The organism is Pseudidiomarina sp., assembly GCF_048268165.1.
Taxonomy (GTDB): Bacteria; Pseudomonadota; Gammaproteobacteria; order Enterobacterales; family Alteromonadaceae; genus Pseudidiomarina.
The window spans coordinates 127,403-151,700 of record NZ_JBLWWA010000003.1 but is presented as its reverse complement, the minus strand read 5'-3'; the positions used below and the strand labels follow the sequence as shown (position 1 = coordinate 151,700).

Sequence of the window (24,298 nt, the reverse complement as noted above, 5' to 3'; positions counted from 1 at the left end):
AACCAACAATGCGAAAGACTCTCCATAAATGGCATGGTTGGGCGGGGATCATCTGTATGGTCCCCTTTCTTGTTATTTGCCTTACCGGCAGCATCTTAGTGTTCAAAAAAGAAATCGACGGCTGGCTAATGCCCGATATCGCGGCATTGCCGGTAACTGAACAACCGCGTTTGCCACTCAAGGAATTGACGGCTCGCATTAATCAGCAGCTTCCTAACTTCGAGATTGGTAGCTGGGAAATATTTCCGGCGGGTCATGACGAGGCCGATCGGGTGTTTGTGATCAAAAAGGGTACGGATACTTGGCACAAGGCGCATCTGAACCCACAAACAGGCGAGTTACTCAGTCAGCCAACTGAAACTGGGCATTACTTAACCGACTGGCTAGTCGAGTTACATTACACGCTACTGTTGAACGACTTAAATAACCTGCCGGAGCATTTGGGGCTGATTATTGGCCTCATACTGTCCTTGTTTTTGCTCTTTATGGGCGTGTCCGGACTGATTATGTACCGCCGCTTTTGGGCGCGACTGTTTACCTTGCGTTGGAACCAGCGGCTGCTGGCGGTATTTAGCGATCTACACAAAATGGTGGGCACTTTTGCTTCCCCTGTTTTGCTGATTCTTTCGATTACCGGGGGCTACTACAACATTCTTATTTTTTATGAAGAGTGGATAGAGCACGCGGACGGTGCGGAACACCACATTATGAGTGAACGCTTGTATAACGATAATGTGAACATTGATGAATTGGTTACGGACAGCCAGCAGCGCATTGAAGGTTTTAAGGCGACATTTTTGCTGTTTCCTTATGAACCTGAATTGCCATTTACGGTGTTTGGTCGAGCGCCCACTGCGAATCCGTTACTGAGCAATTATGGCAGCGTGTCGAATTACCATGCGCAAACCGGTGACTACTTAAGTACCTACAACTTAAATGAACAAGGCATTGGCGCTAAAACGCTCGATAGCTTCCGCCGTTTACACTTTGGTACGTTCGGCGGATTACCGATTAAAGTGCTCTGGACTATTGTCGGTTTAACGCCGTTATTGCTGGCGATTACCGGCACTTATGTGTGGTGGCAACGCCGCAAGAAACGCCTGCGCAGAAAGTAAATACTCTATGCTATTTATTGACTTGCGTTAGCTGACAAGTTGTTTCATTGTGTGTTCTATCACTTGTATAGAACACGCAGGAAACCCCCAATGAAAATCTATGAAACTGCTACTGCTCCCAACCCGCGCCGAGTGCGTATGTTTTTGGCCGAAAAAGGCCTGCTTGATCAGGTTGAATTTATTGAAGTTGATATTGCGAAGGGCGAAAACTTAACCCCTGAATTTGTTGCTATGAACCCCATGAAAAAGGTGCCCGTTGCCGTGTTGGACGACGGCACCAGCTTAGCTGAAACCATGGCGATATGTCGCTATGTTGAAGAAGCGCACCCAGACACTCCCAAGCTACTTGGCGACTCGCCCAAGCAAAAAGCGCTGATTGAGCAGTGGTTACGTTGGGTTGATTTTTACTTAATGGCACCAGTAGGTATGTGTTTTCAGCACACCTCAGGTTATTTTAAAGACCGTATGAATTGCTTCCCTGACTATGGCCAAGATTGCTTTGGTGCTGCAGAAAAGTTTTTAGCGTTTTTGAATGATCACCTAAAAGATAAAACCTACATCCTGGGCGATAATTTTAGTGCTGCAGACATTAATGCGTTTGCCACAGTCGGGTTTGCACGGGTAGTGAAGCTGCGCATTGGCGCTGATCAAGAGCACCTGCAAGCGTGGTACGACCGCATTAATCAACGCGCGTCAGCGAAGGTATAGCCTTGGAATCAACCGCACAGCAACCGCTTGAAGTCGCTATTATCGGCACCGGATTTGGCGGACAAAGCGCCGCCATTAACCTGTTAAATCAGGGTATCCAGAACTTTGTTATGCTTGAACGGCGTGACTTTATGGGTGGAACTTGGTGTCAGAACAGCTATCCGGGTGCCCAAGTGGATGTGCAATCACCGCTCTATTCGTTGGCGTGCGAGCCTTATGTGTGGTCACAAATGTTTGCCACACAACCTGAACTTGAGGCCTATACCAAGCAGGTAATCGCCAAGTACAAACTGCGCGAAAAAGCGGTTCTGAATTTCAACGTTACGCGCCTGACATGGCTTGAAGATGCATTATGTTGGCAAATTGGTAGCCGCACCGGGCAGCAGTTGTTCGCGCGCTCGGTTATCAGTGCCCAAGGGCCCTTAAGTAATCCGGTTATTCCAGATTTTCCAGGGCGCGATGAATTCAAAGGCAAGAGCTTTCATACCAATAACTGGGACCACAGCTTTGACTACAGCAATAAGCGTGTTGCGGTAATCGGCAGCGGTGCCAGTGCTGCGCAAGTGATTCCTACCATTGCGCCGCAAGTTAGCCACCTGCATGTATTTCAACGGTCGCCGCACTGGGTGTTGCCACGTCCTGACCGCATCTTTTCGCCATTCACGCGCAAGTTGCTGGGGATTAAGCCGATTTATCAGGCGCTACGAAAAACCATTTATTGGGGTCTTGAGTGGCGCGTGTTCGCGTTTAAATATGCTCACGGGTTGATGCGCTTTTTCGCACAGCGGCCTGCGCTCAAGCACCTGCGCACGCAAGTGCCCGATGCGGCGCTGCGTCAGAAGCTGACGCCTGATTACACCATCGGCTGCAAACGTATCATCGTATCGAATACGCTATACCCAGCCCTTGGCCGTGAAAATGTGACCTTACACGATAAGCTCGATGGCATTGCACGCATTACTGAAACCGGTATTGAAACCACGAAAGGAACCCACATTGAGCTTGATCTGATTGTCTATTCAACCGGATTTGACGCCACTGATGGTGCGGTGGGTTACGACATCATTGGCCGCAATGGCCAGCATCTGAATGCGTTTTGGCATGAATTTCCGCGAGCCTACCTAGGCACGACGCTGCCGGGCTTCCCAAATCTATATTTGGTGACCGGCCCCAACACCGGTATTGGCCATACATCGGCTATATTTGTGATTGAGTCACAAATGAAATACATCATGAAGTTGCTCAATTATGCCAAGCAACAGCAGGCGCAAGCGGTTGAAGTAACGGCAGAAGCCGAAGCTGAATACACCACCATGGTGCATCGTGAAATGCGTAAAACGGTTTGGCATAGTGGTGGGTGTAACAGTTGGTACAAAAGTAAAAGTGGGCACGTTATTGCGATGTTTCCCGGTTTTAGCTTTATGTATCGGCTATTGGCCAGTCGTTTGAAGCCGAAGCATCATCAGCTTTATAAGCAGGAACGGGTATGAAAAAATTTATTATCACCACGCTGGCACTGCTGTTTGCTGCATGGCTAGCAACCTTGCATCCCCGAGTTGGGTTGGCTGTTTATGATGCGGTGGGCGCACTTGAAGCGCGCATTTATGGGTTCCAAAAATCGTCGGTAGACATTGGCGACATGCAACTCTCAGTGTATGCGCGGAACTCAGAGCAGGCGCGGGAAACGGTTATTTTGTTGCACGGATATACCGCCTCAAAAGAAATTTGGTTGCGCTTTGCCAATCGCCTGAACCCTGAATACCGTGTGGTGATTCCAGATTTTGCGGGTCACGGTGAAACTGGCTTCTTCAGTGGTTGGTCGTATCGCGCATCAAGCCAAGCAAAACGTGTTGCGCAATTGATGGATAAACTTGAAATAGAACAGGCAACGATTATTGGCAACTCCATGGGCGGCATGATTGCGGCCAATTTTGCGATTATGTACCCACAACGAACAACCGCTATTGTACTGTTTAATCCGGCTGGCGTAACGCCACCGCAACCGAGTGTCACGGAAGCGATGTTTGCAGCTGGTGAGTCACCGTTCGAAATTGACACCCAACAGCAGTTTTTTGATTTTTATCAGCTCACTATGGCTAAGCCACCGGTTGTACCTGATTTTGTGTTACGCGGTATGGCGCTGCGATATAGCGAACGTAAGGCAGATTATGCGCAGATTGCGCAAGACTTTCGCTTTCATGATCAGTTAGATGGGCGGCTTCATCAAATCAAAACCCCAACATTAATTGTTTGGGGTAACCAAGATAATATCTTAAGCCCTTCAGCAGCCCCGGTGTGGCATCAGGGAATTACCGGCAGCCAGTTGCATATTTTTGACGGCATTGGCCACATGCCGATGGTGGAAGTGCCGAATGAATCGGCACAACGGGTGCATGCTTTTTTAGCCGAGTAGCGTTTTAGCGAACTATTCAGCCGTGCGGGTAGCATTCCAGTTCACGGCTTGCCAACGGTTATTGCGTTGCACAAACACCCCACTATTCAAGAAGGTTTGACGTGAATAACCGGCATCTGTTTCGGTGTGGCCAACCAGGGTAAAGTTCACTACCGCCGTTGGCCCAAAAAACCGAATTTCTATATCTTCTGCGGTGTAATAGCTGGTGAGTGGCTGTTCGGTAATTTCACCAGACGCGTGCACGCCGCTCATCAACTCAGCCTTGCCAAAACGTGTGCCCGACGAACTGGTGTACACCAACTCGTCAGCCCAAAAGGCGTCATGAATCGCTGCACTGTTTATACTGGCGCCTTCCATGAAGGTATGTAAAGTTTTGGTAATGTCTTTACGTGCTTGTTCGTGTGACGGCTGCTCGGCCCAGCTAACTGTGCTGCAGAGCGCTAAAAATAAGGCGATTAGGGTTTTCATGTTTTCCTCAAAACGTCCTGTGATTTAGGAGCTATAGTTAATAGCATCATTTTTAATTGAATGAAACTGTGTTAAAAAGGTGTTGTAAAAATCATAGGGTGCCACAGGGTGAAACAAAGTCCATTTAATCACGAAGAGTTGATGTTGTTTTTCAAACAGCTCTGGAAGAAATCACTGAATCCATTTTGGGTGTGCAAACCCATTGCGGACGATTTCGAAATGATTATCGCGAACCCTGCGGCACAAGCACTCGACCCGCGGCAAACACCAGGAACCAAGTTTTCTGAACTGATTGCCTATTCAGGTTACTCAGACGACATTCTTTCGGGTTATTACCAATGCTTGGCTACCAAAGAGCCGGTCGAATTTGAGCAAACCGCAAAGCATAATGGCAAAGAATTTCTCTTCCGTACGTTTTTGGTTCCAATTCTTGATGACGATGACAATGTTACGCATATTTGGGGCACCTCGCACAATTTAACTGACTTTCTTGATCCGCAGCGTGAGTTGCTGGCGCTCAATCAATTGCTCGACGCGAAAGTGCGTGAACGCACTGAGCAATTAAATCAGGCCATGGAGAAATTAGAAAAGTTGTCGATCACCGATGAGCTGACCCAACTTGCGAATCGTCGGTATTTTGATAAGGCTTTGAAGAAGGAAATTGCGCGGGCAAAGCGTGCAGCGGGAACCTTGGCGTTGATTTACTTTGATATCGATTACTTCAAAACCTTTAACGACACCTATGGCCACAGTGCAGGTGACCGTTGCTTAAAGCAAGTTGCGAAGGTTTTAACCGCGCATGCGAAACGCCCAGCAGACGTCGTTGCGCGTTATGGTGGCGAAGAGTTTGTGATGTTGCTACCGGACGTGAACAAAGAGCAGGCACTCGAAGTGGCAGAGCTGGTGCGTCGTGATATTGCCAAGCTAAAACTACATAACGAGAATGCGCCGAAGGGGCAGGTTACCATGAGTGCGGGTATTGCAGTTGTTCAAGACAACTTTACCGCTGATGACTTATTGAAGTTGGCCGACGATGCCTTGTATAGAAGTAAAGCTGACGGGCGCAACCGAAGTTTAGTGGCCGACTAGTTTCAGCGAAACTAGCCGAACCACGTTCACACCTTTTTTAGAAGCTGTATTCCAAACCAACAGAAACCGTTTGCGGTTTATTCGGGCGAGCACCGTGCGGGGTGCGCGACACAATACGTTGTTGGTCAAACAAATTATCAACTTTTAAGAACACAGTTGCCTGTGAGCTAAGTGGATAACGGCTGATCAAGTCCACCACAAACACTGATTCGGTGTAGCTAAAGGGGTTGGTGTTACGGTTACAACCAACGCGCACGCAAGTTTCGTCCATGTACTTTGCGACCACATAGTTATTCCAACCAGAAGCATGCTCAATACCGGTTCTGAAGCTCATTGTGTGCTCTGGAATATCCGCTAAACGGTCACCATCTTCCACGCCAGTCAATGCGTTGTCGGCACTGATTTCGGCGTTGCTTAGGGTGTAGTTGAAGTGCGCTGGAATCACGAATTCGCCAGTTTGCCATTCATTACCAAGCTGAAACTCAATACCTTGTACCACGGCTTCGCCCGTTACGTAGGTTCCTGACGTGGCGCCATTGCTGCACGGGCTAGCAAGTGAGCACACTTCGGCTTGGTTGTTGAAGTCGCTACGAAACGCGAGGGCTTCAACAAACCAACCGTTGCTGTAACGCACACCTGCTTCATAGTTGGTGCTGGTTTCAGGCTCGTCGGTTTCGGTAGCCCCACCGCCAATTGGCGAAAAGCCGCGGTGAATACCTGCAAGAACCTGCCAGTTGCTGTCGATGTCGTAAGTAAATGATGCGCCTGGTAACCATTCTTTGGTGTGATTTGAACGGAAGCTGCCGGGCTCTGAACGATCCGCAACGCCAAATTGCTCACGGAAGCTTTTAACGTCTTCGTAGCGCAACGCAAGGTTAACGAGTAAGTCTGTAGTCACTTGCCACTCGTCTGTTACCCAGAAACTACGCGCATCACCACCTTCTAGTCGGTTGTCGCCACCGGTTGGTTCAATAATGCTATCGAATACCAAGCTACCATTTACTTGGTCGTATACTTCAATCGGTTGGAAGCGATCAAGAGTGTCGTTGTGATCACGCACACCCACGTTCAAGGTATGGTCGGCTAACAAGGTAGTTAGGTTCAATTCAACGCCATAAGATTCATAGGCACGATTACCATGCGTGTAGCGCAAGTCTTGCACGTCCATGGTGCCGTCTAAAATCGCTTGGGCAGTCGCATCACCGGCATTGGCAGCATTGATAAACGAGCTGGTGCTGGTTTTGAACCAGTCACGTTGATATTCATTGCGATAGGCAATTGCACGCAGGCTTGAGGTGTCCGTTACGTCCAAGCTGTAAGTTAGTGAGAAACCTTTGTGGCGATTCGCCATTTGATCGATTTCTGATAAACCGTAGCGACGGTTCGGGCTTTCGGCAAAGTCGGCGTCAGTTAGGCCGGCGTAAGTTTCGTTCGATACTTGTTCTGAATATTGTACTTTTGCTAATAAGCTTTGGCGTTCGCCGGTCCAGCTAAACTTGAACAAGTAGTCTTCGATGTCGAAACCTGCGTCACGTGAACTGCGATCAATCTCTTTAAAGCCCGCACTGCTGCGCTGCACAGTATCAATCAAGAAACCAAAATCACCAGAACGTCCACCGTAGTAGGCATGTATGTCTTGGCTGTTAAATTCACCCATTTTTGCCACAATTCGGCCGCTGTTTTCTTGCGGAATTGGGGTGGTCAGCATGTTGATTACACCACCGGTGGTTTGTGGACCATAGCGTAACAATGGCGCACCTTTTAGTACTTCAATGGTGTGCATGCGGTAGGCTTCAGGGAAGTAATATGCCGCAGGGTCAATATAAGGAGCCGGCGCAATCATGACACCGTCTTCCATGAGGGTTACTTTACTGCTACGTCCGCCTGCGGCTGCGCGAATACCGATGTTAGGGCGCAAGCCTTGACCGTCTTCTTCACGGATATAGACGCCCGGCACGGTTTTTAGCAACTGATTGATGTCGGTGTTTGCTTCAATAACCAACTGCTCGTTATCAATCACCGCGCTGGAACCTGCGAGCTTACGGGCATCATCTTTGCTGCCCACAATTTGCAATACTTCGTAAATTTTTTCGTTGGTTTCAGTTTCAGAATCAGATACTTCAGCAGCGTAAGCTGTTGATAATGATAAGCCAAGCGCAGCGAGTAAAGCGGTGGCGACATACGTAGGTTGCATTGAGTTTCCCCCAAAAGAAGCGATTGATTAGGGTGCGAAGTATAAATAATAACGATTCGCATTTGCAACCCCAAATTTTATATGGGTTCTGTTCTTAATCAATTGGTAACGCAAATACGCTATTCTTAAGTCGATGTTTTGCTGCCATCTTTGTTAGGATGCTTGGTAAAATAGCGATGCATTCATGAATGGGAGCTCAGATGGCAGTACTTTCTGTATTAGATTTAGCGCCAATCACGGTCGGTGGAAGCGCTGCAATATCATTAAACCATTCGGCAGATTTAGCTGAGCATGTTGAACGCTGGGGGTACCACCGGTTTTGGATGGCAGAACATCACAACATGACAGGTATCGCCAGTGCAGCCACCGCAGTAGCCTTGGCTTATGTGGGTAGTCGAACTCGCTCGATACGCATCGGTGCCGGCGGAATCATGTTACCTAATCACGCGCCGTTAATAGCGGCTGAACAATTTGGAACGCTCGCGGCACTCTACCCCGGTCGTGTTGATTTAGGTTTAGGGCGCGCGCCAGGCACTGATGGTGCAACTTTAAGAGCGTTGCGGCGCAACTATGACAGCGCAGATACTTTTCCTGCTGATGTGCAAGAGTTGCTTATGTATTTGGATGAGCCAACGCCTGATCAGAAAATTAAGGCGATACCCGGGATGGGCTCGAAGGTTCCTGTGTGGTTACTGGGCTCAAGCTTGTTCGGTGCTCAATTGGCTGCGCAAATGGGGTTGCCCTATACCTTCGCCTCGCACTTTGCCCCCGACTATTTACAGTTGGCGCTAGAGGCTTACCGCAGCAATTTCCAACCATCAAAATACCTGGATAAACCCTATGCGATGGCGGCAATCAACGTTTTTGCAGCCGATACAGAGCAGGCGGCCAAGCGCTTAAAAAGTTCCATGCAGTTACAATTCATGGCATTGCGCCAAGGCAACCCTGGGCCGTTACCTGCGCCAATTGATGCCATTGAAAAGCAGGTTGACCCAATGGCTTTGGCAGCCGCTAACCATGCACTGAAATACACAGCTACGGGTACGCCTGAACAGGTGCATCAGTACATGCGCGATTTTGTTGCGGCCACCGGTGTAAACGAGCTGATGTTAACCTGTCATGCCTTTGATCATAACGAACGTTTGAGAAGCTTTGAAATTGCAAAAGACTGTCATTTTTAACCCCAAAACTGCTTAGGAAGGATAGTAAACATGGCCGATCACCAACAGTTAGTGCGCAGCACCGCATTAGGCGGCGCAATTTTACTGGGCTTGGGCTCGATTATTGGTACCGGAGCTTTTGTGAGTGTCGGCTTTGGTGTTGAGTTAGCCGGGGCTTGGGTGGTTTGGGCCATCTTAATTGCGGCTGCTGTGGCAACCTTTAATGGACTATCCAGTGCACAACTGGCCGCTATCCATCCGGTTAGTGGCGGCACCTATGAATACGGTTATGAATTCTTGACGCGTCAGTTGGGCTTCACCGCCGGCTGGCTGTTTGTACTGGCTAAAAGCGCGAGTGCCGCTACGGCTGCGTTGGCGGTAGGCTATGCATTACAAAGTTGGTTTGCAGGCCCTGCGTGGTTGGCTCAAGTAATTGCCGCACTTACTTTGTTGGTGTTTACACTTTTTGTATTAGGCGGCTTGCGCCGATCGAACCGCGCAAACGCTATTCTGGTGCTGCTTGCCATCGCGGCCCTGGTTATATTCATAGTTTCGAGCGCCCAGTTGCCCATGCCTGTTGAAAAATTGGCGCAAGCAGAACCAACCTGGCGCAACTTATTTGCCGCGGCAGCCCTATTATTTGTGGCGTATACTGGCTATGGGCGCATTGCCACAATGGGTGAAGAAGTTCAGAATCCACGCCATGTTATTCCGCGCGCAATTATTGCTACTGTGCTGGTGGTTACAGTGCTGTATGCTGCTATCGGCTGGGGCGTGTTGCACTACGTACCTTTAACTACCACGGCAGATTTTGTGCTCGCCACACTGATGCCACGTGGCATTTGGCAGCAGTTAGTTGCGGCTGGCGCAGTGGTGGCCATGTGCGGCGTTATTCTTAATTTGATTCTAGGGGTATCGCGCGTGGTGTTGGCGATGGCGCGCCGCAACGATTTACCTGTGGCGTGGGCAACATTGAATGCCGAGCGCACCTCGGCACCTGCAGCAGTTTGGGTAACCTTTGCGGTCATGCTGGTGATCGTTTTGGTGGGTGATTTACGTATTGCATGGTCATTCAGTGCATTTACGGTACTGGTGTATTACAGCATTACCAACCTTGCTGCACTGCGCATTCCAACAGAAAAACGCTTTATACCGCGCTGGATTTCAATTTTAGGGCTTGCCAGCTGCCTTGGTTTAGCCGTATTTATAGAGTTACAGATTCTTTTTGTTGGCCTCATTCTTATTGGCCTTGGTCTACTTTGGCATGCTTACCGAGCGGCGCCAAAGAAGGCGTAGCAACGTAACCGAAAGGAAGGCATCGCGTGATTGAACACTGGGGTTTTGTTTCGATCATCAGCGGATTAATGTTGGTGACAGCGGCCGCATGGGTGCTGGCTATTATATTTTGGCGTCGTGCTCGGCGCCAGACTAAACACCTGCAGGCCTTTATTGAAGCCGAGTACGACACTTTAAGCTCGCTGGCACAAGACCGATCACTGGCTGAAAAGCTGACCGATATTTGTGAGTTGGTTGAACTTCAAATCAAAGACTGTTTTGCATCCGTAATGATGGTCAACCAAGAAGGCACAGCGCTCAATGCTGTCGCGGTTAACACCTTACCGCCGGAATTCACCAAGGCGCTGCAAAATATTCCGATTATCGATGGCGTTGGAGCATGCGGTACTGCTGCCGCGTTGAAACAGCCCGTTATTGTCGAAGATATGCATCGCGATGCGCGGTTTGAATTATTCACCACCCTTATTGAACACTACAAATTACGAGCCGCTTGGTCGATACCGGTGTTTGCGCCAGGCGATAAACATCTATTGGGAACGTTCGCACTTTACTCTTCGCAGGCACGCACCCCAACTGATGCCGAACTAAAACTGATTGAGCGCAGTCGCGACTTAATCTCATTGGTGATTACGCAACATAACGATCGGATGGAGCGCGAGCGCAGTGAACAACATGCGTTGTCGTTGTTTACGCACAACCCCGAGGCGGTTTTTACATTGGATCGTGAAGGGCGCTTTATGAGCTTGAACAGCGCCGGTGAGCAACTGCTTGAATTAACCGAGCAACAGGTGGTTGGTCAGCATTATGAAGTTGTGGTTTTGGAAGAAGACAAAGAACGCACCAAAAAGCACTTTGAAGCCACCAAACGCGGTGAGCCCCAACATTATGAAATTCGAGTCTTTAATAGCCACGGTCAGGCTCGGCAAATTGAAATTACCAACATGCCGATAATTATCCATGGCCAAATTACTGGTGTGCATGGCATTGCGAAAGACGTTACCCAACAGCGTGACTACGAAGAGCGCTTACAAATACTCGATCGCAGTGTAGAAGCCAGTACCAATGGCGTGGTTATTAGCGATGCGCGCAAAAAGGGCTTCCCTATTATTTATGTAAACCCAGCGTTTACGTTAATGAGCGGCTACAGTGCAGACGATATGGTAGGGCGCAACTGTCGTATCTTGCAGGGGCCAAAATCCGATCCGAATACGGTGAAAGAAATTGCAAGTGCGTTACGCGCGCAAACCGAAATTCGTTGCACCATTCGTAATTACCGAAAAGATGGCACGCCTTTTTGGAATGAACTTATCATTTCACCCGTGCGCGACAACCATGGCGAAGTAACCCACTTTGTTGGCCTGCAAAACGACATTTCTGAACGTGTTGAGCGCGAAGAAAAACTGGCGTTTCATGCCGAACACGACGTGCTAACAGGGCTACCAAACCGAACTGCTTTAGAACGTTTTTTACAACACGCGGTGGCAACGAGCGAGCAGCGCGTTTATGTATTGTTCATTGATTTGGATGGCTTTAAACCGGTGAATGACAGCTTGGGGCATGAATGTGGTGATCACATTCTTGTGCAAACGGCCCAGCGCCTTCATAACGTGACTTCGGAATTTGATTTGTTAGCGCGTTTTGGTGGCGACGAATTTGTAGCGGTTGTGCAAAGCCTGCCTGATGACGAAAGCGTTATGGACTATGCGCGCACAATTTTGGCGCAATTTGATCGTCCGTTCGTTTATGAAGATGCAGAAGTGAGCCTGTCAGCGGCAATTGGTATTGCAAGCAGTGAGCTGGAAGTTAAGAATCCCAATGAAATGATTCAACATGCCGACGTGGCCATGTATGAAGCGAAACGCCGTGGTAGCAATACCTTTCAATGGTTCTCCCCTGATCTTGATTTGGATACACAGCAACAAATCACCCTACGCGCACAACTTCAGGAAGCGATTCAAACGCATCAGTTTGAGGTGTTTTATCAACCCATAGTGTCACGCAATGGTGCGGTGGTGGCGGTTGAGGCATTGTTGCGTTGGAAGCACCCTGAGCGTGGCTATGTTTCACCGGCTGACTTTATCCCACTTGCTGAACGCACAGGACAAATAGTTGCGATGGGGCATTGGGTGCTTGAGCAAGCGTGTAAAGATGCAGCGCGATTGCGTGAGGCAGGTATTGCTCAGGTCAGTGTGAATTTCTCACCCATGCAGTTTTATCGCGACGACTTTATTGAATCTGTGGCCAAATTGGTGGCTAAGTACAAAATTCAGCCCAATCAGCTGATGGCAGAAATCACCGAGAATGTGTTGTTGCGCGACTCTGCTAGCGCGCTAAAAATGATGGCTGACTTACGCGATTTAGGCTTGGAAATCGCCCTTGATGACTTCGGTACGGGCTTTGCGAGTTTGAGCTACTTGAATGTAATACCGGCTCAAAAATTAAAAATTGACCGTTGTTTTGTGCAAAATATTGAAAGCAACGCGCGCAATGCCGCCATTACACGTGGGGTGCTGACCATGGCCGCCGAACTTGGCATAGCGGCGGTTGCCGAAGGTGTTGAAACCGAAGCAGAGCGTGATTACTTAACGCGTTATGCATGCGACTTTATGCAGGGCTATTTGTTTTGTCATCCCCAGCCTCTCGACAAACTACTGGAGTGGCTAGACCACAAATAAGTTTCGGTACATCCGTTCGGCGTAGTCGTCCGTCATGCCGGCAACGTAGTCACACAAAATGCGGTCAGCTGCGGCTTGATTCTGTTCTTGCTGCGCATTCTGCCAACGTTCGCGGGTATTGCGGGGCAACAACCGTAGCGGCTCAGTATGCAGTGCAGTAAACAAATCAAGCAGCATATTTTGGCTACGATAACGTAATTGCTGAATTGACGGTTCGTTAATTACGTGCTCAAACACCACATCTTTTAAACTTTTAAGTAGGTAGGCTTCGTCCGTTGGTAGGGTGGCGTTAAATCGAATAAGCGGCTCTTCCGCCTCTGGCAGCACCTCTTCAAGGCGCACTGTGGTGACAAAAATATTCACCAACGCGCCTATCGCGTTTTTACGCAAATGGTGTTCACGCGCAAACAACTGTTGTCCAAGTTCTTGCATCAATTGCGCGAGTTTGTCCGGCAATTGATTAATCACGGTGTCAACGTGAGCGTGCCACTGGCCTTCGCTTAACGTTCCGGTAACCACTGCGTCTTCTAAATCATGCACGCCATAAGCTATGTCGTCGGCTAATTCCATCAGTGAGGCATCTAGGGCTTTATGTATCGACTTTTGCCAAGGCGCTTTGTTTAAGGTGGTGATTGCTTGAAACAACTCACGGTCTGCGCTTGAAAGCGGGTCCAATACCCAGTCCAGTAAATCAGCGTCGCAGGCAAACAGTGCTTTGGCTGGCTTCCACTGCGCCAAGCTGCCGGGGTGCTCAAGATCTTTTGGCGCCTGCAGTTGCGGCATCAATACCGGGTACTTGAGTAAACCGAGCAATGAACGGCGGGTTAAGTCCATGCCGTGCTCAGGATGGTAAGCCTCGAGTTTGCCAACAATACGAAATGTTTGTCCGTTACCTTCAAATCCGCCGGCACCTAGCATTTTAAAATGAAGTGCGGCTTCACCACCATGCCCAAAGGGTGGGTGACCAATGTCGTGTGCCAAGCACAAGGTTTCCATCAGGTTCAAGTCAGGCAACATGGGGGTTAGTTCTGGTGCGCAAACTTGCTGCAATTGATTAATTAGTGAAGCACCAATTTGCGCAGCTTCTAAGCTGTGCGTGAGTCGGGTGCGATAAAAGTCGTTTTCACCCACGTTCATGATTTGAGTTTTAGATTGTAACCGCCGAAATGCAGCCGAATGTAAGACACGGGCACGGTCTCTTTGCCAAGGGTTGCGAAGATCACCAGGACGATTTGCTGGGTCGCCGGAGCGGCGTTGTTGCCAATGAGATGTCATGCGTTGCTATCCTTGGTCATGCGGTTTTCTAAAAATTACCACATCGCGTGGGTAAATAGTCAGTTCAAGCGCAAACTTTGTCGCTAAGGAGCGAAACGTTCGCTCGTGGAAAAAGCTAATATGGGTTGGGTCATTTCTATATGTCCAACTTTTGAATCGTTCAGCGTCAAGCCAACGTTGGGTCATGATGCCAAGATAACCGCCAGGCTTTAAACATCGGATTAGCGTGGCAAAAACTTCGAGCGGTGCTGCGATATGTTCAATGACTTCGGAACACACCACATAGTCATAGCGATGTTGAAGACGCTCCGGTCGGTTGTCATAGTAAATATCATACGTTGTACAGGGCATTCCGGCTTCAGTGAACATGCTGCTTAATGTTGGGCCTGGGCCACTGCCAAAATCTAACCCACTCGCTCCAGCATCGAGTCGCTCAAATATAGGTTCAAAAATTCGCGCCAGAAACTGTCGATATTGCGGGTCATTCGGATTGTTTTCATGCAAGTCGTAAACCGACTTTTCGGCTTTAGAATCAAGTTGAAACCTTTGTGGTACATGCACCAATTGGCACTGCTCGCAAAGATAGTACTCACGGCCGCTAAGCAGTCCACGATGCTGCTGATAAAACAGCGTGGTGTGTGAATTGTTACACAGCGGGCACACCGGCATTGCGCTAGTCGCGGAAGTTCTCAAACTGCAGCGGCAACTCAATATCGGAGTTTTTCAACAGTGCGATAGCTTGCTGCAAATCATCACGTTTTTTGCCGGTAATGCGAACCTTGTCACCTTGAATCGATGCTTGCACTTTGATTTTACTTTCTTTGATTTTTTTGGTGATTTCTTTGCCGAGCGGCTGATCAATGCCTTGCTTGAAGGTCAATGCGAGGCTATACGTTTTGCCACTATGGGTTGGTTCATCGGGTATTTCGATACCAGCCATGCTGATGTTGCGCTTGGCACAGTGGTTGTTAAACACGTCTTGCAGCTGGCGCACTTGAAAATCTGACTCGGAGGTTAGGGTAACCGTTAGGTCATTCAATTCGATAGTGGCTTCTACGCCGCGAAAATCGAAACGCGTGGTGATTTCACGGGTTGCATTATCAACCGCATTTTTCAATTCAACTTTGTCGACTTCAGAAACAATATCAAAACTTGGCATGGTTGTTTGTCACCTGATTATTAACTTACATACTTGGATTATCGCAATAAGTTGCGCGTTATACAAAAGCATATCAAAAATTATGAGTTTATTGTTTTTAGACATCTAAACGGCCATATTGATATTATTAGGAAAAGCCGATACATTAGCGTCATTCAAGTTTAATGAGGCTTACTAATGACCCACGCATCAATTGCACCAGCTGTTACGCACCGCTGCCCGGTGCCAGGCGGCGTGCTGTATCTAAATGAACTAGGTGATGGCCCGCGGGTACTGGTGTTGGGGGGCATTTCGGGCGACCGCGATGCCATCACGGACACTGAAAACGGATGGTGGCAGGGCCTTGCCGAGGCGGTGAATCCTCATAAATTTAAGATCATTACGGTTGATTATGCCGGTGGCAATGGCGCATCGGAAGTTTCCGCGCTGCCGACCACAATTGCTGAGCAAGCCGCCTACATCAGCACTGCGTTGCAGGAGCTTGACTGGCTGGAGTTTCACGCGGTGGTGGGTGGTTCTTATGGTGGCTTGGTCGCCCTTGAGTTGGCACAAGATAAACGCCTGAAGTTTAAGCGTGTGGCAGTGATTGGCGCGGCCCATCGGCCGACAGCTCAAGCGGTTATGCTACGCGCGCTGCAACGTGAATTCGTGCGCTTGGGTGATGCCGCTGGGCAGCCGGAACGTGGCGCGCAACTGGCGCGTGCGCTTGCAATGCTAAGCTATCGTAGTGCAGATGGCATGGATCAATATTATCCCAACCCAAAAGACGCTGTTGCCTACATTGAAAGTCGAGGTCTTCGTACGGTCGAGCGTTCATTGCCGCGTGCGCGGCAATTGTTTGAAGTTTTCGGGCCCGCCCTGGATGATTATCGAATTGAGCCCTATCACATTGAACAGCCGACACTATTGATTGGCTTTGATAGCGACCAATTGGTTCCACCGAGCTTGCTGCATGAATTTCACGCAGCCCTGCCAGACGGGCGCGGTTGTCATATTTTGCCCTCCACTTATGGGCACGACGGATTTATTAAGAACACCGCCGATTACGCAGCTGTTCTGGCACAATTTTTGGAGTGCGAATGCAACTAATCCAAGCCAACCAGCTCGCTATTATAGTGGTTGGGTTGGGTAATATCGGCCAAACGTGGTTGCGCGACTTTGCCCACCGGTTGCCGGCCTCAGCCTGCGTGCACGCAGCAGCAAATTCGAAACAGCTATGGTTGTGGCCCTTACCTGCTGACTGGCAGCAGCACGTTACTCCAACTGCAGTAAATCAAGCTATCGTGAACGAAATCAAAACGTTAAGCGCGCACAGTCGGCCCGTTGTTGTGTTGGACTTAACCGCATCGAAGGCAGTCAGCCGAGCCTATCCGGATTGGATAGCCGCGGGAGCGCACATTATAAGTGCCAATAAATACGCTGGCTCAAGCCACCCTGACTACTACCAGCAAGTTCGGCAGGCGCTAACCGATAACCAGCGACACTGGCTCTACAACACCACAGTGGGCGCTGGGCTACCCATTCAAAAGGCTATTCGCGAACGGTTGGATTGTTACGATCAAATCACCGCAATGGAGGGCAATTTTTCGGGCTCTTTATCGTGGATATTTCAACAGTATCGCCCTGGCGATAGCCTTTCGAGTTGGTTGCGCAAAGCGGCCGAGTTAGGTTTTACCGAACCGGATCCACGCACCGATTTGAGCGGTATGGATGTAGCCCGCAAGCTCCTGATTTTGGCGCGCGATGCTGGCTGGGCACTTGAGCTTGCAGACGTTAACCTTCAGAACTTGGTACCGTCGGCACTGCGCGAATGCACTGTTGATAAGTTTTGGGAACAAGGCGAGCTATTTGATCATGCTTTTGACCAATGGCGCTTGCAGACCTACCCTGAAGCGACGCAATTTTGTTACATCGGCAGCGTAAAACAAGCCAGCACTGGGCGTATTGAGGCCGAAGCCAGCTTGCTTCCCGTTAGCACGAATTCACCCTACGCACATCTGCCACCCGGTAACGCGAATTTTATTATCCGCAGTCAACAGTACCAGCAGAACCCGTTGATCATACAAGGGCCCGGGGCAGGACCTGAAGTAACAGCCGCGGGCGTGCACAGCGATATTCTTGAGCTACTTAAACAAGTTTAAATAATGCTTGCACCCTGATGACTTTTAATTATTATAGACGTCCAAACGTATAAGCATCTATACTTAATCCATTGGAAGAGGCCGTCATGACTGCAACCTATCAACCCGCCACATTAGCTATTCATCATGGCTATGAAACTGACCCCACCACCAAGTCGGTCGCGGTACCGATTTATCAGACCGCGGCTTACGAATTTGATAGTGCTCAGCACGGTGCGGACTTATTCGACTTGGTCGTTCCAGGGAACATTTATTCGCGCATTATGAACCCAACCAATGACGTGCTAGAGCAGCGTGTAGCAGCCCTGGAAGGGGGTATTGCCGGGTTGGCGGTTGCCTCGGGCATGGCTGCCATACATTACACACTGATCACGTTAGCGAAGCAGGGTGACAACATTGTCACCACGCCGCAAATTTACGGTGGAACCTATACGTTATTTGCACACCAACTGCCGGCCTTGGGCATTGAAGTGCGGTTTGCAAAAGACGACTCACCGGCTTCGTTAGCGGCACTGGTAGATGACAAAACCAAGGCTTTATATTGTGAAAGTATCGGCAATCCCGCCGGCAACATAGCCGATATTAAAGGTCTTGCTGCGGTGGCTGAGCAGGCGGGAGTGCCCTTGGTTGTCGATAATACGGTCGCAACCCCTATCTTATGCCAACCGCTGGCGCTGGGTGCGCATATCGTGGTGCATTCATTGACCAAGTACATGGGTGGTCACGGCACCACGGTGGGTGGCATTGTGGTAGACGGTGGGCGTTTTGACTGGGCTAAACATAGTGAAAAATTCCCACAATTTAGCCAGCCAGAGCCGGCTTACCATGGGGTGATTTACAATGAGGCCTTTGAAGCGGCCGCGTTTATTGCACGGACACGCACCGTCGCGCTTCGTAATACTGGTGCAGCGTTATCACCCTTTAATGCCTTTTTAATCTTACAGGGCCTGGAAACATTAGAACTGCGGATGCAACGCCACTGCGAAAACACGCAACGGGTGGTCGACTACTTACGCCAGCATGAAAATGTGGACTGGGTTAACTATGCCGGTACCTCTGATCACCCCCATTATCAGCTCGCTCAAGCGACAATTAAGGGCGGGTTACCTGCTTCGCTGCTAACTTTTGGGATCAAAGGCGGCTATGAAGCTGGGGTCAAATTTTATGATCAGTTGCAGTTGTTTAAGCGGTTAGTAAATATTGGTGACGCGAAATCACTGGCGTGTCATCCCGCATCGACCACGCATCGTCAGCTAACCTCAGAAGAGCAAGCTCAGGTTGGCGTCAAGCCAGAAGCGATACGCTTGTGTGTCGGCATCGAGCATATTGACGATATCCTCGCTGACTTGGCGCAAGCCCTCGGGTGATTAACTCAACGTAAAGACTGTTGGCGTTACGTAAAGAAGTGATATTATCGGGGCATATATCAATTGTCAGATAAGCATGTTGAGGTTCCCTGATGTATCGCAAGTTGTGGTTTGGATTGCTCGCTGTCACCCTGTTACAAGGCTGTGCTACCTACGTTGAGCATAAATTATTAAATCGGGTTGAGCCTTTGGGGATTCCTGCCAATATGCCGGAAATCATTACGGAACTTGGTGGTGAGTCGCGTCAGTTTTGCATGCCCCATCTGGGCGGCTGTACGGAGTATTTGTATGGTGCGCCAATTAAGGATGAAACCGGCCACAAATTTTCGTTTACTGCCGTTGGCGAAGATAAAACCATTGAATACAAGTTAGCCCTAGACCGCAAACAAATTCCTGAAGCCCGCCGTGGCACCATGGTTATGCTGCACGGTTATGGCGGCAGTAAAGAAACCATGTTTTTTCTTGCGGAATACTACCGGTTTATTGGCTTTCACGTGGTTATTCCGGATTTAAAAGGTCATGGCGGTTCGTCGCATGATGCACCCGGTTTTGCGGTAGAAGATGCAGAAATTATCACCACCTTAATTGACTCACTGCCGGCGCGGGAACGGCCGCACCCTATCTATTTGACCGGTTTTTCGATGGGTGCTCTGGCTGCCGTGCATGTGGCGCGGCAGCGCAACGATATTAGCGGTATGGTTTTATTAGCACCAATGCGCCAATTTGAAGATGCGGTTTATGAAGTCACTAAGATGACCTACAAAAACACCAGCAAAATTGTCTCTGAAAAATCGATTCGTGAAGGTGTTCGTAATGCGCTTGTTACGAAAGAAATTGATCCGTCTTCTTTAGATTTGCACCAGGTGTTGCCCCCAGTAAAAATTCCTACACTAATTCTCGCCAGTGATGTCGACCCGGTTGGGCCATATGACTATTTTGAACCACTGAATTCGCGCTACGTGACCGTAAAATTGATTCAAGATCGGCACCATTTTTTAATGGGCATTATGGACCCCAAAATGCATGAGCATTTGTACACGTGGCTGCAAAAACAGCGCTAAGCTCACTTAAGAATTAGCGTATTGGCCAATCAGCAGCATCGCTATGATCAAGGTGCTGCTCATGGTCGTCGCCTTGCCAGCGTTCTATAAAGGTTCGCTCCGGGTCATACATCGCTGTTTGCTTGTTCAAATCAAACCAACGGTGGCCGCGCGGGTCGGCGCCAACTCCGGCTAAGTACTGCCAATTACCCCAGTTCGCAGCAACGTCATAATCAACCAGCTGTTGTTCAAAGTAGGCCGCACCGTAACGCCAATCTAAGCCAAGTTCATGGACAAAACAGCTTGCAACGAGTTGTCGGCCACGATTTGAAATATAGCCAGTGGCATTGAGCTGCTTCATGCACGCATTCACAATTGGATAGGGTGTATTTCCTTGGCACCACTTTTGGAAGCGCCCCGGATAAAAACTCGTTGTTGGTCGTCGGCCTTGAATGCCCCTTGCGACAAATAGTTGGTTGCCGTAATGCTGTGCAGACCAATGAAAATATTCGCGCCAGAGTAATTCAAAAAATATCCAATAGGTACTTTCATTGGCGCCTTGCTGGGCTTCATGATGATCTAAATGCGTCAGAATTCGTCTTGCCGATACCGAGCCGTCCGCGAGCCATGGCGAAAACTTGGTGGAATGCTGCCAGGTATCCAGGGCATTGCGGGTGGTCTTGTAGTGCTGTGCAGCGTTGCTCTTGAAATAGCCCTGAACATGCTGTTGACCCGCCGCGCTTCCCCCACTGAAAGGGCTGTTTTTGTTGGGCGTTGCGGGTGTCTGAACAGCCGAGCAATTTAAACGGGTTGGCTTCGGTGGTAACGACGCGAGGGCCGGCAACGGCGCTTTGATAGCTGGCCGTAAGTTGTTGCTTTCGACATATTTGCGAAATTTCGAAAACGATGCCGGAAAGCTCTCAGTTTGCGGCGGCATGACTTGTTGTAGTTGTGCGCGCTCAAACAAGGTGGTGGTGTCGTCTTGCACGTAGTCTAAAAAGGGGTAGCGCTCGCGCACAATATCAAAGTAGTGGCGCTCGTAAGCGCCCGATTGGTGGCTGCGATAGATGGCATCAACACCAAATTCTGCAATCAGTTTAGCCACTGCATGCAAAGGTGCTTCATGGGAAACAAATAAACGCTGGCCGAGCGCCTGCAGTTGAGCGTCTAGATTAGCTAGGCTTTGTTGTAAAAATTGCCAGCGCAATTCGCCCATACTGCGCAACCCGTATCGATTCGGTTGAAACCATTTCGGGTTCACACAGTACAAACAAATGAGCTGCTGGCATTCTTGAGCAGCCTGGTGCAGCAATGGGTGGTCGTCGGTGCGTAAATCATTTTCAAACCAAATTAAACCCACCCGATGCTTGGTCATAGGCTACACCAGTTCTTTCAATGCGGCCTTGCTGAATGCTTCCACTTCGTCTTCGCGGCCATCACGCATTTTTTGTAGCCAATTGGGGTCTTGCAACAGAGCACGGCCAACCGCAATAAGTTCGAATTCGTGATTGCCCATACGTTTAACAAGCTCATCGATACCTGATTTTTCTACCGCTGGCTTATCAGAAGCAAAGGTACCGCTGATGAAGTCTTCAGTAAGACCAACACTGCCCACAGAAATAGCAGGTTTGCCGGTAAGCTTCTGTGTCCAACCGGCTAAGTTCAGATCAGAACCTTCAAATTCTGTTTCCCAGAATCGGCGCGTTGAGGCATGAAAAATATCCACACCGGCATCAATTAACAGGTCCAGCAATTCCTTCAATTGTTCGGGTGTATTCGCGAGCTTGCCTTCGTAGTCTTGTTGTTTCCATTGCGAGAAACGAAATACGATGGCAAAGTCTTCGCCGACAGCGGCCCGCACTGCGCGTACAATTGCGCACGCGAATCGGGCGCGGTTTGCGAGTGAACCGCCATAGCTATCGTCGCGTTTATTGGTGCCTTCCCATAAGAATTGGTCAATTAAATAACCGTGAGCACCGTGAATTTCAACACCGTCAAAACCCGCTTCCTTGGCCTGTTTTGCTGAGTCAGCGAAGGCGGCAACCACATCATCAATATCTTGCTGGGTCATGGTAACGCCGTTAGGTTTGCCGGGTGCGAACAACCCAGACGGGCTGTAGGCTGGCGCTGCATTGTCATCTTCTGGCTTGCGCACGCCACCGACGTGCCATAGTTGCGGAATAATTTGTCCACCCGCTTGGTGCACGGCATCAACGACCTGTTTCCAGCCTGCCATCGCCTGTTCACCAAAAATATGGGGCACGTTCGGGAAGCCGCTGGCACCGGGATGATTGATTTCAACACCTTCGGTAATGATGAGGCCCACTTCGCCCTCGGCCCGACGCTGGTAGTAGCTCACAACAGCGGCGTTTGGCACGTTGCCGGGAGAGAAGCTGCGCGTCATAGGCGCCATAACAACGCGATTGCGTAGGTTCAGCGATTTGCATGAAAATGGTTGTAACAATGGGGATAAATCGGTCGACATGATAACTCCTTGAATCAGTCTGGTGATGGCAATACGGAATAACTCAGCGAAACGATCGCTGCTACGCGTTATTCAGCATTTCATCGGGAAGGGGTTCCTCAATGCAGGCGCACAAAGTGGCAACAAGTTTGCGCTCGGTATCTGAGATATGTTGGTCTGCCGTGACAGTTTCAACCCATTTTTCCACCAATGGCTGTTTGGCGCGTGGTGACCAGCTCTTGCAGGTATTTAACGCCTGTTCAAGTTGGCGAAAGTCGATAGCTTCTTTTTGCTCGGCCCTTTTCAAGGCAACAACCGTTACTGCGAATGCTTCAGCGTTATCGAGCTTCACATGAAATCGCTTATCTTTTGTTAGTTGTCGAGCAAGCAGTTGATACAGGCACCAATGAAACAAGTCGTCGCTTTGATCAAGGCGCTCCAAATCTTGCAGCAGTGCGAGCCGGTCGGAGTCTTTTGCGACGCGTAGTGCAGGTATTGAAAGTTCAACCAATGCCAATTGCTGCGCTGGTGTCAGTGCCGTTAAGTTCGGGTGGCTTTCACCGAATAGCTGACCCACTACCATATCGCGAATAAACTGCGGCGCCTGTTGTGGCGACCGAGCACGCTCAAGTAACAATGCTGGCAACGCTAACATCGCTAAGCGATTCAACGCGGATGGTTGCGATTGGTTGGCTTGCTGTTCAGTTTCAGACTGGGCCATGGCTTGTTTGGGTTGTGGGTAGCGGCCATTCCAGCTGGGTTGAATACGCTTAATGCGTTTATCCAGCGGTGGATGCGTGGCCATCAAGGTCAGCCACGAGCTCATTGCTTGGCCAAAAAACAAGTGGGCGGTCTCGTCCGCGTTGGTATGGGCAATGCGGCTACCATGCTGGCGTGCGCCGATCTGTTGCAGCGCTCCGGACAATGCTTCAGGGTTACGTGTGAACTGCACTGCAGCTGCGTCAGCCAAATATTCACGCTGTCGACTTACCGCGGACTTAATTAAATTGCCAAAAAACACACCAATGTAACCGATGATAAATAGCGCTAAGCCCACCAGCGGCAACGCATTGCCGTTACCGCGCCTACGGGCGCTGCTAAAACGCGCCGAATGGAGGAATATTCTGCCCGCATGCGCAATCAGCAGAATTCCTGCAAGTGCCGCGATTAAGCGAATATTAAGACGCATGTCGCCATTCAAAATATGGCTGAACTCGTGTGCGACCACCGCTTGCAGTTGTTCACGTGAAAAGGTTTCGACTGCACCGCGGGTTAAGCCGATTACTGCATCTTTGGTTTCATAACCGGCTGCAAAAGCATTGATGTTGCTTTCATTGGGAAGCAAATAAACCGCCGGAACCGGCATGTTTGCAGCAATAGCCATTTCTTCAACGACGTTAAGAATACGTCGCTCCAATGGGTCTGTGGTATCCGGCGAGATACGCTCCCCGCCTAAGCTTTCAGCAACCACATGGCCACCGGGTTTAAGGCTGAGCCACTTAAACAACATTGCCAGTAAAATACCACCGCCAACCAACAGTACCACCCAAGCTATGGGCTCCCAACTGAATTGGTATTCGCCGTTTTGTTGCACCGCAACGCCACCAAAAATAGCGGCAGTAACCACCGCAACAAAGCCAATAATCAACGTAAAGGCAAGCAGAAACAGCACAACCAGCAGGCCGGTATTGCGCTTGGCCTGCTGCTGGTGTTCAAAAAAATTAACCATACTTA

The 24,298-nt window shown here is 49.5% G+C and carries 20 protein-coding genes; 12 read left to right on the top strand and 8 right to left on the bottom strand.

Features of this window, described 5'->3' with window-relative positions; all coding sequences use genetic code 11:
* Nucleotides 1-8: 8 nt before the first annotated feature.
* From ACN0UY_RS09015 to ACN0UY_RS09000, 4 genes are all read left to right on the top strand, one after another.
* Entirely contained in the window at nt 9-1,115 is a 1,107-nt protein-coding gene (locus tag ACN0UY_RS09015; RefSeq protein ID WP_417666365.1) for a PepSY-associated TM helix domain-containing protein, read from the top strand.
* 90 nt (nt 1,116-1,205) lie between these two features.
* The gene (locus tag ACN0UY_RS09010) at nt 1,206-1,823 is read left to right on the top strand and encodes a glutathione S-transferase family protein (protein WP_417666363.1); all 618 of its coding nucleotides are present in this window, start codon (nt 1,206-1,208) and stop codon (nt 1,821-1,823) included.
* Nucleotides 1,824-1,825: 2 nt separating this feature from the next.
* Nucleotides 1,826-3,313 (top strand): flavin-containing monooxygenase, encoded by a 1,488-nt coding sequence (locus tag ACN0UY_RS09005; RefSeq protein WP_417666361.1) that lies wholly within the window; start codon nt 1,826-1,828, stop codon nt 3,311-3,313.
* On the top strand, nt 3,310-4,236 hold the full coding sequence (locus ACN0UY_RS09000; RefSeq protein ID WP_417666359.1) for an alpha/beta fold hydrolase: 927 nt from the start codon (nt 3,310-3,312) through the stop codon (nt 4,234-4,236). The genes ACN0UY_RS09005 and ACN0UY_RS09000 overlap by 4 nt, the downstream gene beginning before the upstream one ends.
* Nucleotides 4,237-4,248: 12 nt before the next feature.
* On the opposite strand, the gene ACN0UY_RS08995 is transcribed toward ACN0UY_RS09000, so the two are convergent.
* Nucleotides 4,249-4,704 carry a nuclear transport factor 2 family protein gene (locus tag ACN0UY_RS08995; RefSeq protein ID WP_417666357.1) on the bottom strand — a complete coding sequence of 152 codons (456 nt, stop codon included), beginning with the start codon at nt 4,702-4,704 and terminating at the stop codon, nt 4,249-4,251.
* 108 nt (nt 4,705-4,812) lie between these two features.
* On the opposite strand from ACN0UY_RS08995, the gene ACN0UY_RS08990 reads away from it, so the two are divergent.
* Complete coding sequence (locus ACN0UY_RS08990) at nt 4,813-5,793, top strand: diguanylate cyclase domain-containing protein (protein WP_417666355.1); 981 nt, start codon at nt 4,813-4,815, stop codon at nt 5,791-5,793.
* A 37-nt stretch (nt 5,794-5,830) separates the two neighbouring features.
* Here the strand turns inward: ACN0UY_RS08990 and ACN0UY_RS08985 are convergent, their stop codons facing one another.
* Nucleotides 5,831-7,987 (bottom strand): TonB-dependent receptor family protein, encoded by a 2,157-nt coding sequence (locus ACN0UY_RS08985; protein ID WP_417666353.1) that lies wholly within the window; start codon nt 7,985-7,987, stop codon nt 5,831-5,833.
* A 200-nt stretch (nt 7,988-8,187) separates the two neighbouring features.
* On the opposite strand from ACN0UY_RS08985, the gene ACN0UY_RS08980 reads away from it, so the two are divergent.
* Genes ACN0UY_RS08980 through ACN0UY_RS08970 form a run of 3 tightly spaced genes read left to right on the top strand, consistent with a single transcriptional unit; the run spans nt 8,188 to nt 13,118 of the window.
* Nucleotides 8,188-9,168, top strand: a complete 981-nt coding sequence (locus tag ACN0UY_RS08980; protein WP_417666351.1) for an LLM class flavin-dependent oxidoreductase — start codon at nt 8,188-8,190, stop codon at nt 9,166-9,168.
* Between the two features lie 30 nt (nt 9,169-9,198).
* Nucleotides 9,199-10,443: an APC family permease gene (locus ACN0UY_RS08975; RefSeq protein WP_417666349.1), complete on the top strand. Its 1,245-nt coding sequence runs from the start codon at nt 9,199-9,201 to the stop codon at nt 10,441-10,443.
* Between the two features lie 26 nt (nt 10,444-10,469).
* The gene (locus tag ACN0UY_RS08970; RefSeq protein WP_417666347.1) at nt 10,470-13,118 is read left to right on the top strand and encodes an EAL domain-containing protein; all 2,649 of its coding nucleotides are present in this window, start codon (nt 10,470-10,472) and stop codon (nt 13,116-13,118) included.
* On the opposite strand, the gene ACN0UY_RS08965 is transcribed toward ACN0UY_RS08970, so the two are convergent.
* Genes ACN0UY_RS08965 through ACN0UY_RS08955 form a run of 3 tightly spaced genes read right to left on the bottom strand, consistent with a single transcriptional unit; the run spans nt 13,104 to nt 15,552 of the window.
* Nucleotides 13,104-14,393, bottom strand: coding sequence for an anti-phage deoxyguanosine triphosphatase (locus tag ACN0UY_RS08965; RefSeq protein WP_417666345.1), 1,290 nt, complete (start codon nt 14,391-14,393; stop codon nt 13,104-13,106). The two genes, ACN0UY_RS08970 and ACN0UY_RS08965, sit on opposite strands and share 15 nt — an antisense overlap.
* Nucleotides 14,394-14,399: 6 nt before the next feature.
* Nucleotides 14,400-15,062: a class I SAM-dependent methyltransferase gene (locus ACN0UY_RS08960; protein WP_417666343.1), complete on the bottom strand. Its 663-nt coding sequence runs from the start codon at nt 15,060-15,062 to the stop codon at nt 14,400-14,402.
* A 4-nt stretch (nt 15,063-15,066) separates the two neighbouring features.
* Nucleotides 15,067-15,552: a YajQ family cyclic di-GMP-binding protein gene (locus ACN0UY_RS08955; protein ID WP_417666341.1), complete on the bottom strand. Its 486-nt coding sequence runs from the start codon at nt 15,550-15,552 to the stop codon at nt 15,067-15,069.
* Nucleotides 15,553-15,729: 177 nt separating this feature from the next.
* On the opposite strand from ACN0UY_RS08955, the gene ACN0UY_RS08950 reads away from it, so the two are divergent.
* From ACN0UY_RS08950 to ACN0UY_RS08935, 4 genes are all read left to right on the top strand, one after another.
* Nucleotides 15,730-16,641, top strand: a complete 912-nt coding sequence (locus tag ACN0UY_RS08950; RefSeq protein WP_417666339.1) for an alpha/beta fold hydrolase — start codon at nt 15,730-15,732, stop codon at nt 16,639-16,641.
* Entirely contained in the window at nt 16,632-17,693 is a 1,062-nt protein-coding gene (locus ACN0UY_RS08945) for an aspartate kinase (protein ID WP_417666337.1), read from the top strand. Before ACN0UY_RS08950 ends, ACN0UY_RS08945 begins: the two co-directional genes overlap by 10 nt.
* An 86-nt stretch (nt 17,694-17,779) precedes the next feature.
* On the top strand, nt 17,780-19,060 hold the full coding sequence (locus ACN0UY_RS08940) for an O-acetylhomoserine aminocarboxypropyltransferase/cysteine synthase family protein (RefSeq protein WP_417666336.1): 1,281 nt from the start codon (nt 17,780-17,782) through the stop codon (nt 19,058-19,060).
* Between the two features lie 92 nt (nt 19,061-19,152).
* Entirely contained in the window at nt 19,153-20,121 is a 969-nt protein-coding gene (locus ACN0UY_RS08935) for an alpha/beta hydrolase (protein WP_417666334.1), read from the top strand.
* Between the two features lie 13 nt (nt 20,122-20,134).
* Here ACN0UY_RS08935 and ACN0UY_RS08930 read toward each other — a convergent pair whose 3' ends face one another.
* The 3 genes from ACN0UY_RS08930 to ACN0UY_RS08920 all read right to left on the bottom strand — a co-directional run bounded on the left by ACN0UY_RS08930 (nt 20,135) and on the right by ACN0UY_RS08920 (nt 24,293).
* A complete protein-coding gene (locus tag ACN0UY_RS08930; protein WP_417666332.1) occupies nt 20,135-21,475 on the bottom strand; it encodes a DASH family cryptochrome in 1,341 nt (446 codons plus the stop codon).
* A 3-nt stretch (nt 21,476-21,478) separates the two neighbouring features.
* Nucleotides 21,479-22,585 carry an NADH:flavin oxidoreductase gene (locus tag ACN0UY_RS08925; protein WP_417666330.1) on the bottom strand — a complete coding sequence of 369 codons (1,107 nt, stop codon included), beginning with the start codon at nt 22,583-22,585 and terminating at the stop codon, nt 21,479-21,481.
* A 61-nt stretch (nt 22,586-22,646) separates the two neighbouring features.
* Nucleotides 22,647-24,293, bottom strand: a complete 1,647-nt coding sequence (locus tag ACN0UY_RS08920) for a M48 family metallopeptidase (protein ID WP_417666328.1) — start codon at nt 24,291-24,293, stop codon at nt 22,647-22,649.
* Nucleotides 24,294-24,298: the final 5 nt, after the last annotated feature.

What these genes read in the sequence shown, in the direction of transcription:
- ACN0UY_RS09015 (WP_417666365.1), top strand. Translation starts at nt 9, where the DNA reads ATGCGAAAGACTCTCCATAAATGGCATGGTTGGGCGGGGATCATCTGT.
- ACN0UY_RS09010 (WP_417666363.1), top strand. Translation starts at nt 1,206, where the DNA reads ATGAAAATCTATGAAACTGCTACTGCTCCCAACCCGCGCCGAGTGCGT.
- ACN0UY_RS09000 (WP_417666359.1), top strand. Translation starts at nt 3,310, where the DNA reads ATGAAAAAATTTATTATCACCACGCTGGCACTGCTGTTTGCTGCATGG.
- ACN0UY_RS08995 (WP_417666357.1), bottom strand. Translation starts at nt 4,704, where the DNA reads ATGAAAACCCTAATCGCCTTATTTTTAGCGCTCTGCAGCACAGTTAGC.
- ACN0UY_RS08985 (WP_417666353.1), bottom strand. Translation starts at nt 7,987, where the DNA reads ATGCAACCTACGTATGTCGCCACCGCTTTACTCGCTGCGCTTGGCTTA.
- ACN0UY_RS08980 (WP_417666351.1), top strand. Translation starts at nt 8,188, where the DNA reads ATGGCAGTACTTTCTGTATTAGATTTAGCGCCAATCACGGTCGGTGGA.
- ACN0UY_RS08975 (WP_417666349.1), top strand. Translation starts at nt 9,199, where the DNA reads ATGGCCGATCACCAACAGTTAGTGCGCAGCACCGCATTAGGCGGCGCA.
- ACN0UY_RS08965 (WP_417666345.1), bottom strand. Translation starts at nt 14,393, where the DNA reads ATGACATCTCATTGGCAACAACGCCGCTCCGGCGACCCAGCAAATCGT.
- ACN0UY_RS08960 (WP_417666343.1), bottom strand. Translation starts at nt 15,062, where the DNA reads ATGCCGGTGTGCCCGCTGTGTAACAATTCACACACCACGCTGTTTTAT.
- ACN0UY_RS08955 (WP_417666341.1), bottom strand. Translation starts at nt 15,552, where the DNA reads ATGCCAAGTTTTGATATTGTTTCTGAAGTCGACAAAGTTGAATTGAAA.
- ACN0UY_RS08950 (WP_417666339.1), top strand. Translation starts at nt 15,730, where the DNA reads ATGACCCACGCATCAATTGCACCAGCTGTTACGCACCGCTGCCCGGTG.
- ACN0UY_RS08945 (WP_417666337.1), top strand. Translation starts at nt 16,632, where the DNA reads ATGCAACTAATCCAAGCCAACCAGCTCGCTATTATAGTGGTTGGGTTG.
- ACN0UY_RS08940 (WP_417666336.1), top strand. Translation starts at nt 17,780, where the DNA reads ATGACTGCAACCTATCAACCCGCCACATTAGCTATTCATCATGGCTAT.
- ACN0UY_RS08935 (WP_417666334.1), top strand. Translation starts at nt 19,153, where the DNA reads ATGTATCGCAAGTTGTGGTTTGGATTGCTCGCTGTCACCCTGTTACAA.
- ACN0UY_RS08930 (WP_417666332.1), bottom strand. Translation starts at nt 21,475, where the DNA reads ATGACCAAGCATCGGGTGGGTTTAATTTGGTTTGAAAATGATTTACGC.
- ACN0UY_RS08925 (WP_417666330.1), bottom strand. Translation starts at nt 22,585, where the DNA reads ATGTCGACCGATTTATCCCCATTGTTACAACCATTTTCATGCAAATCG.
- ACN0UY_RS08920 (WP_417666328.1), bottom strand. Translation starts at nt 24,293, where the DNA reads ATGGTTAATTTTTTTGAACACCAGCAGCAGGCCAAGCGCAATACCGGC.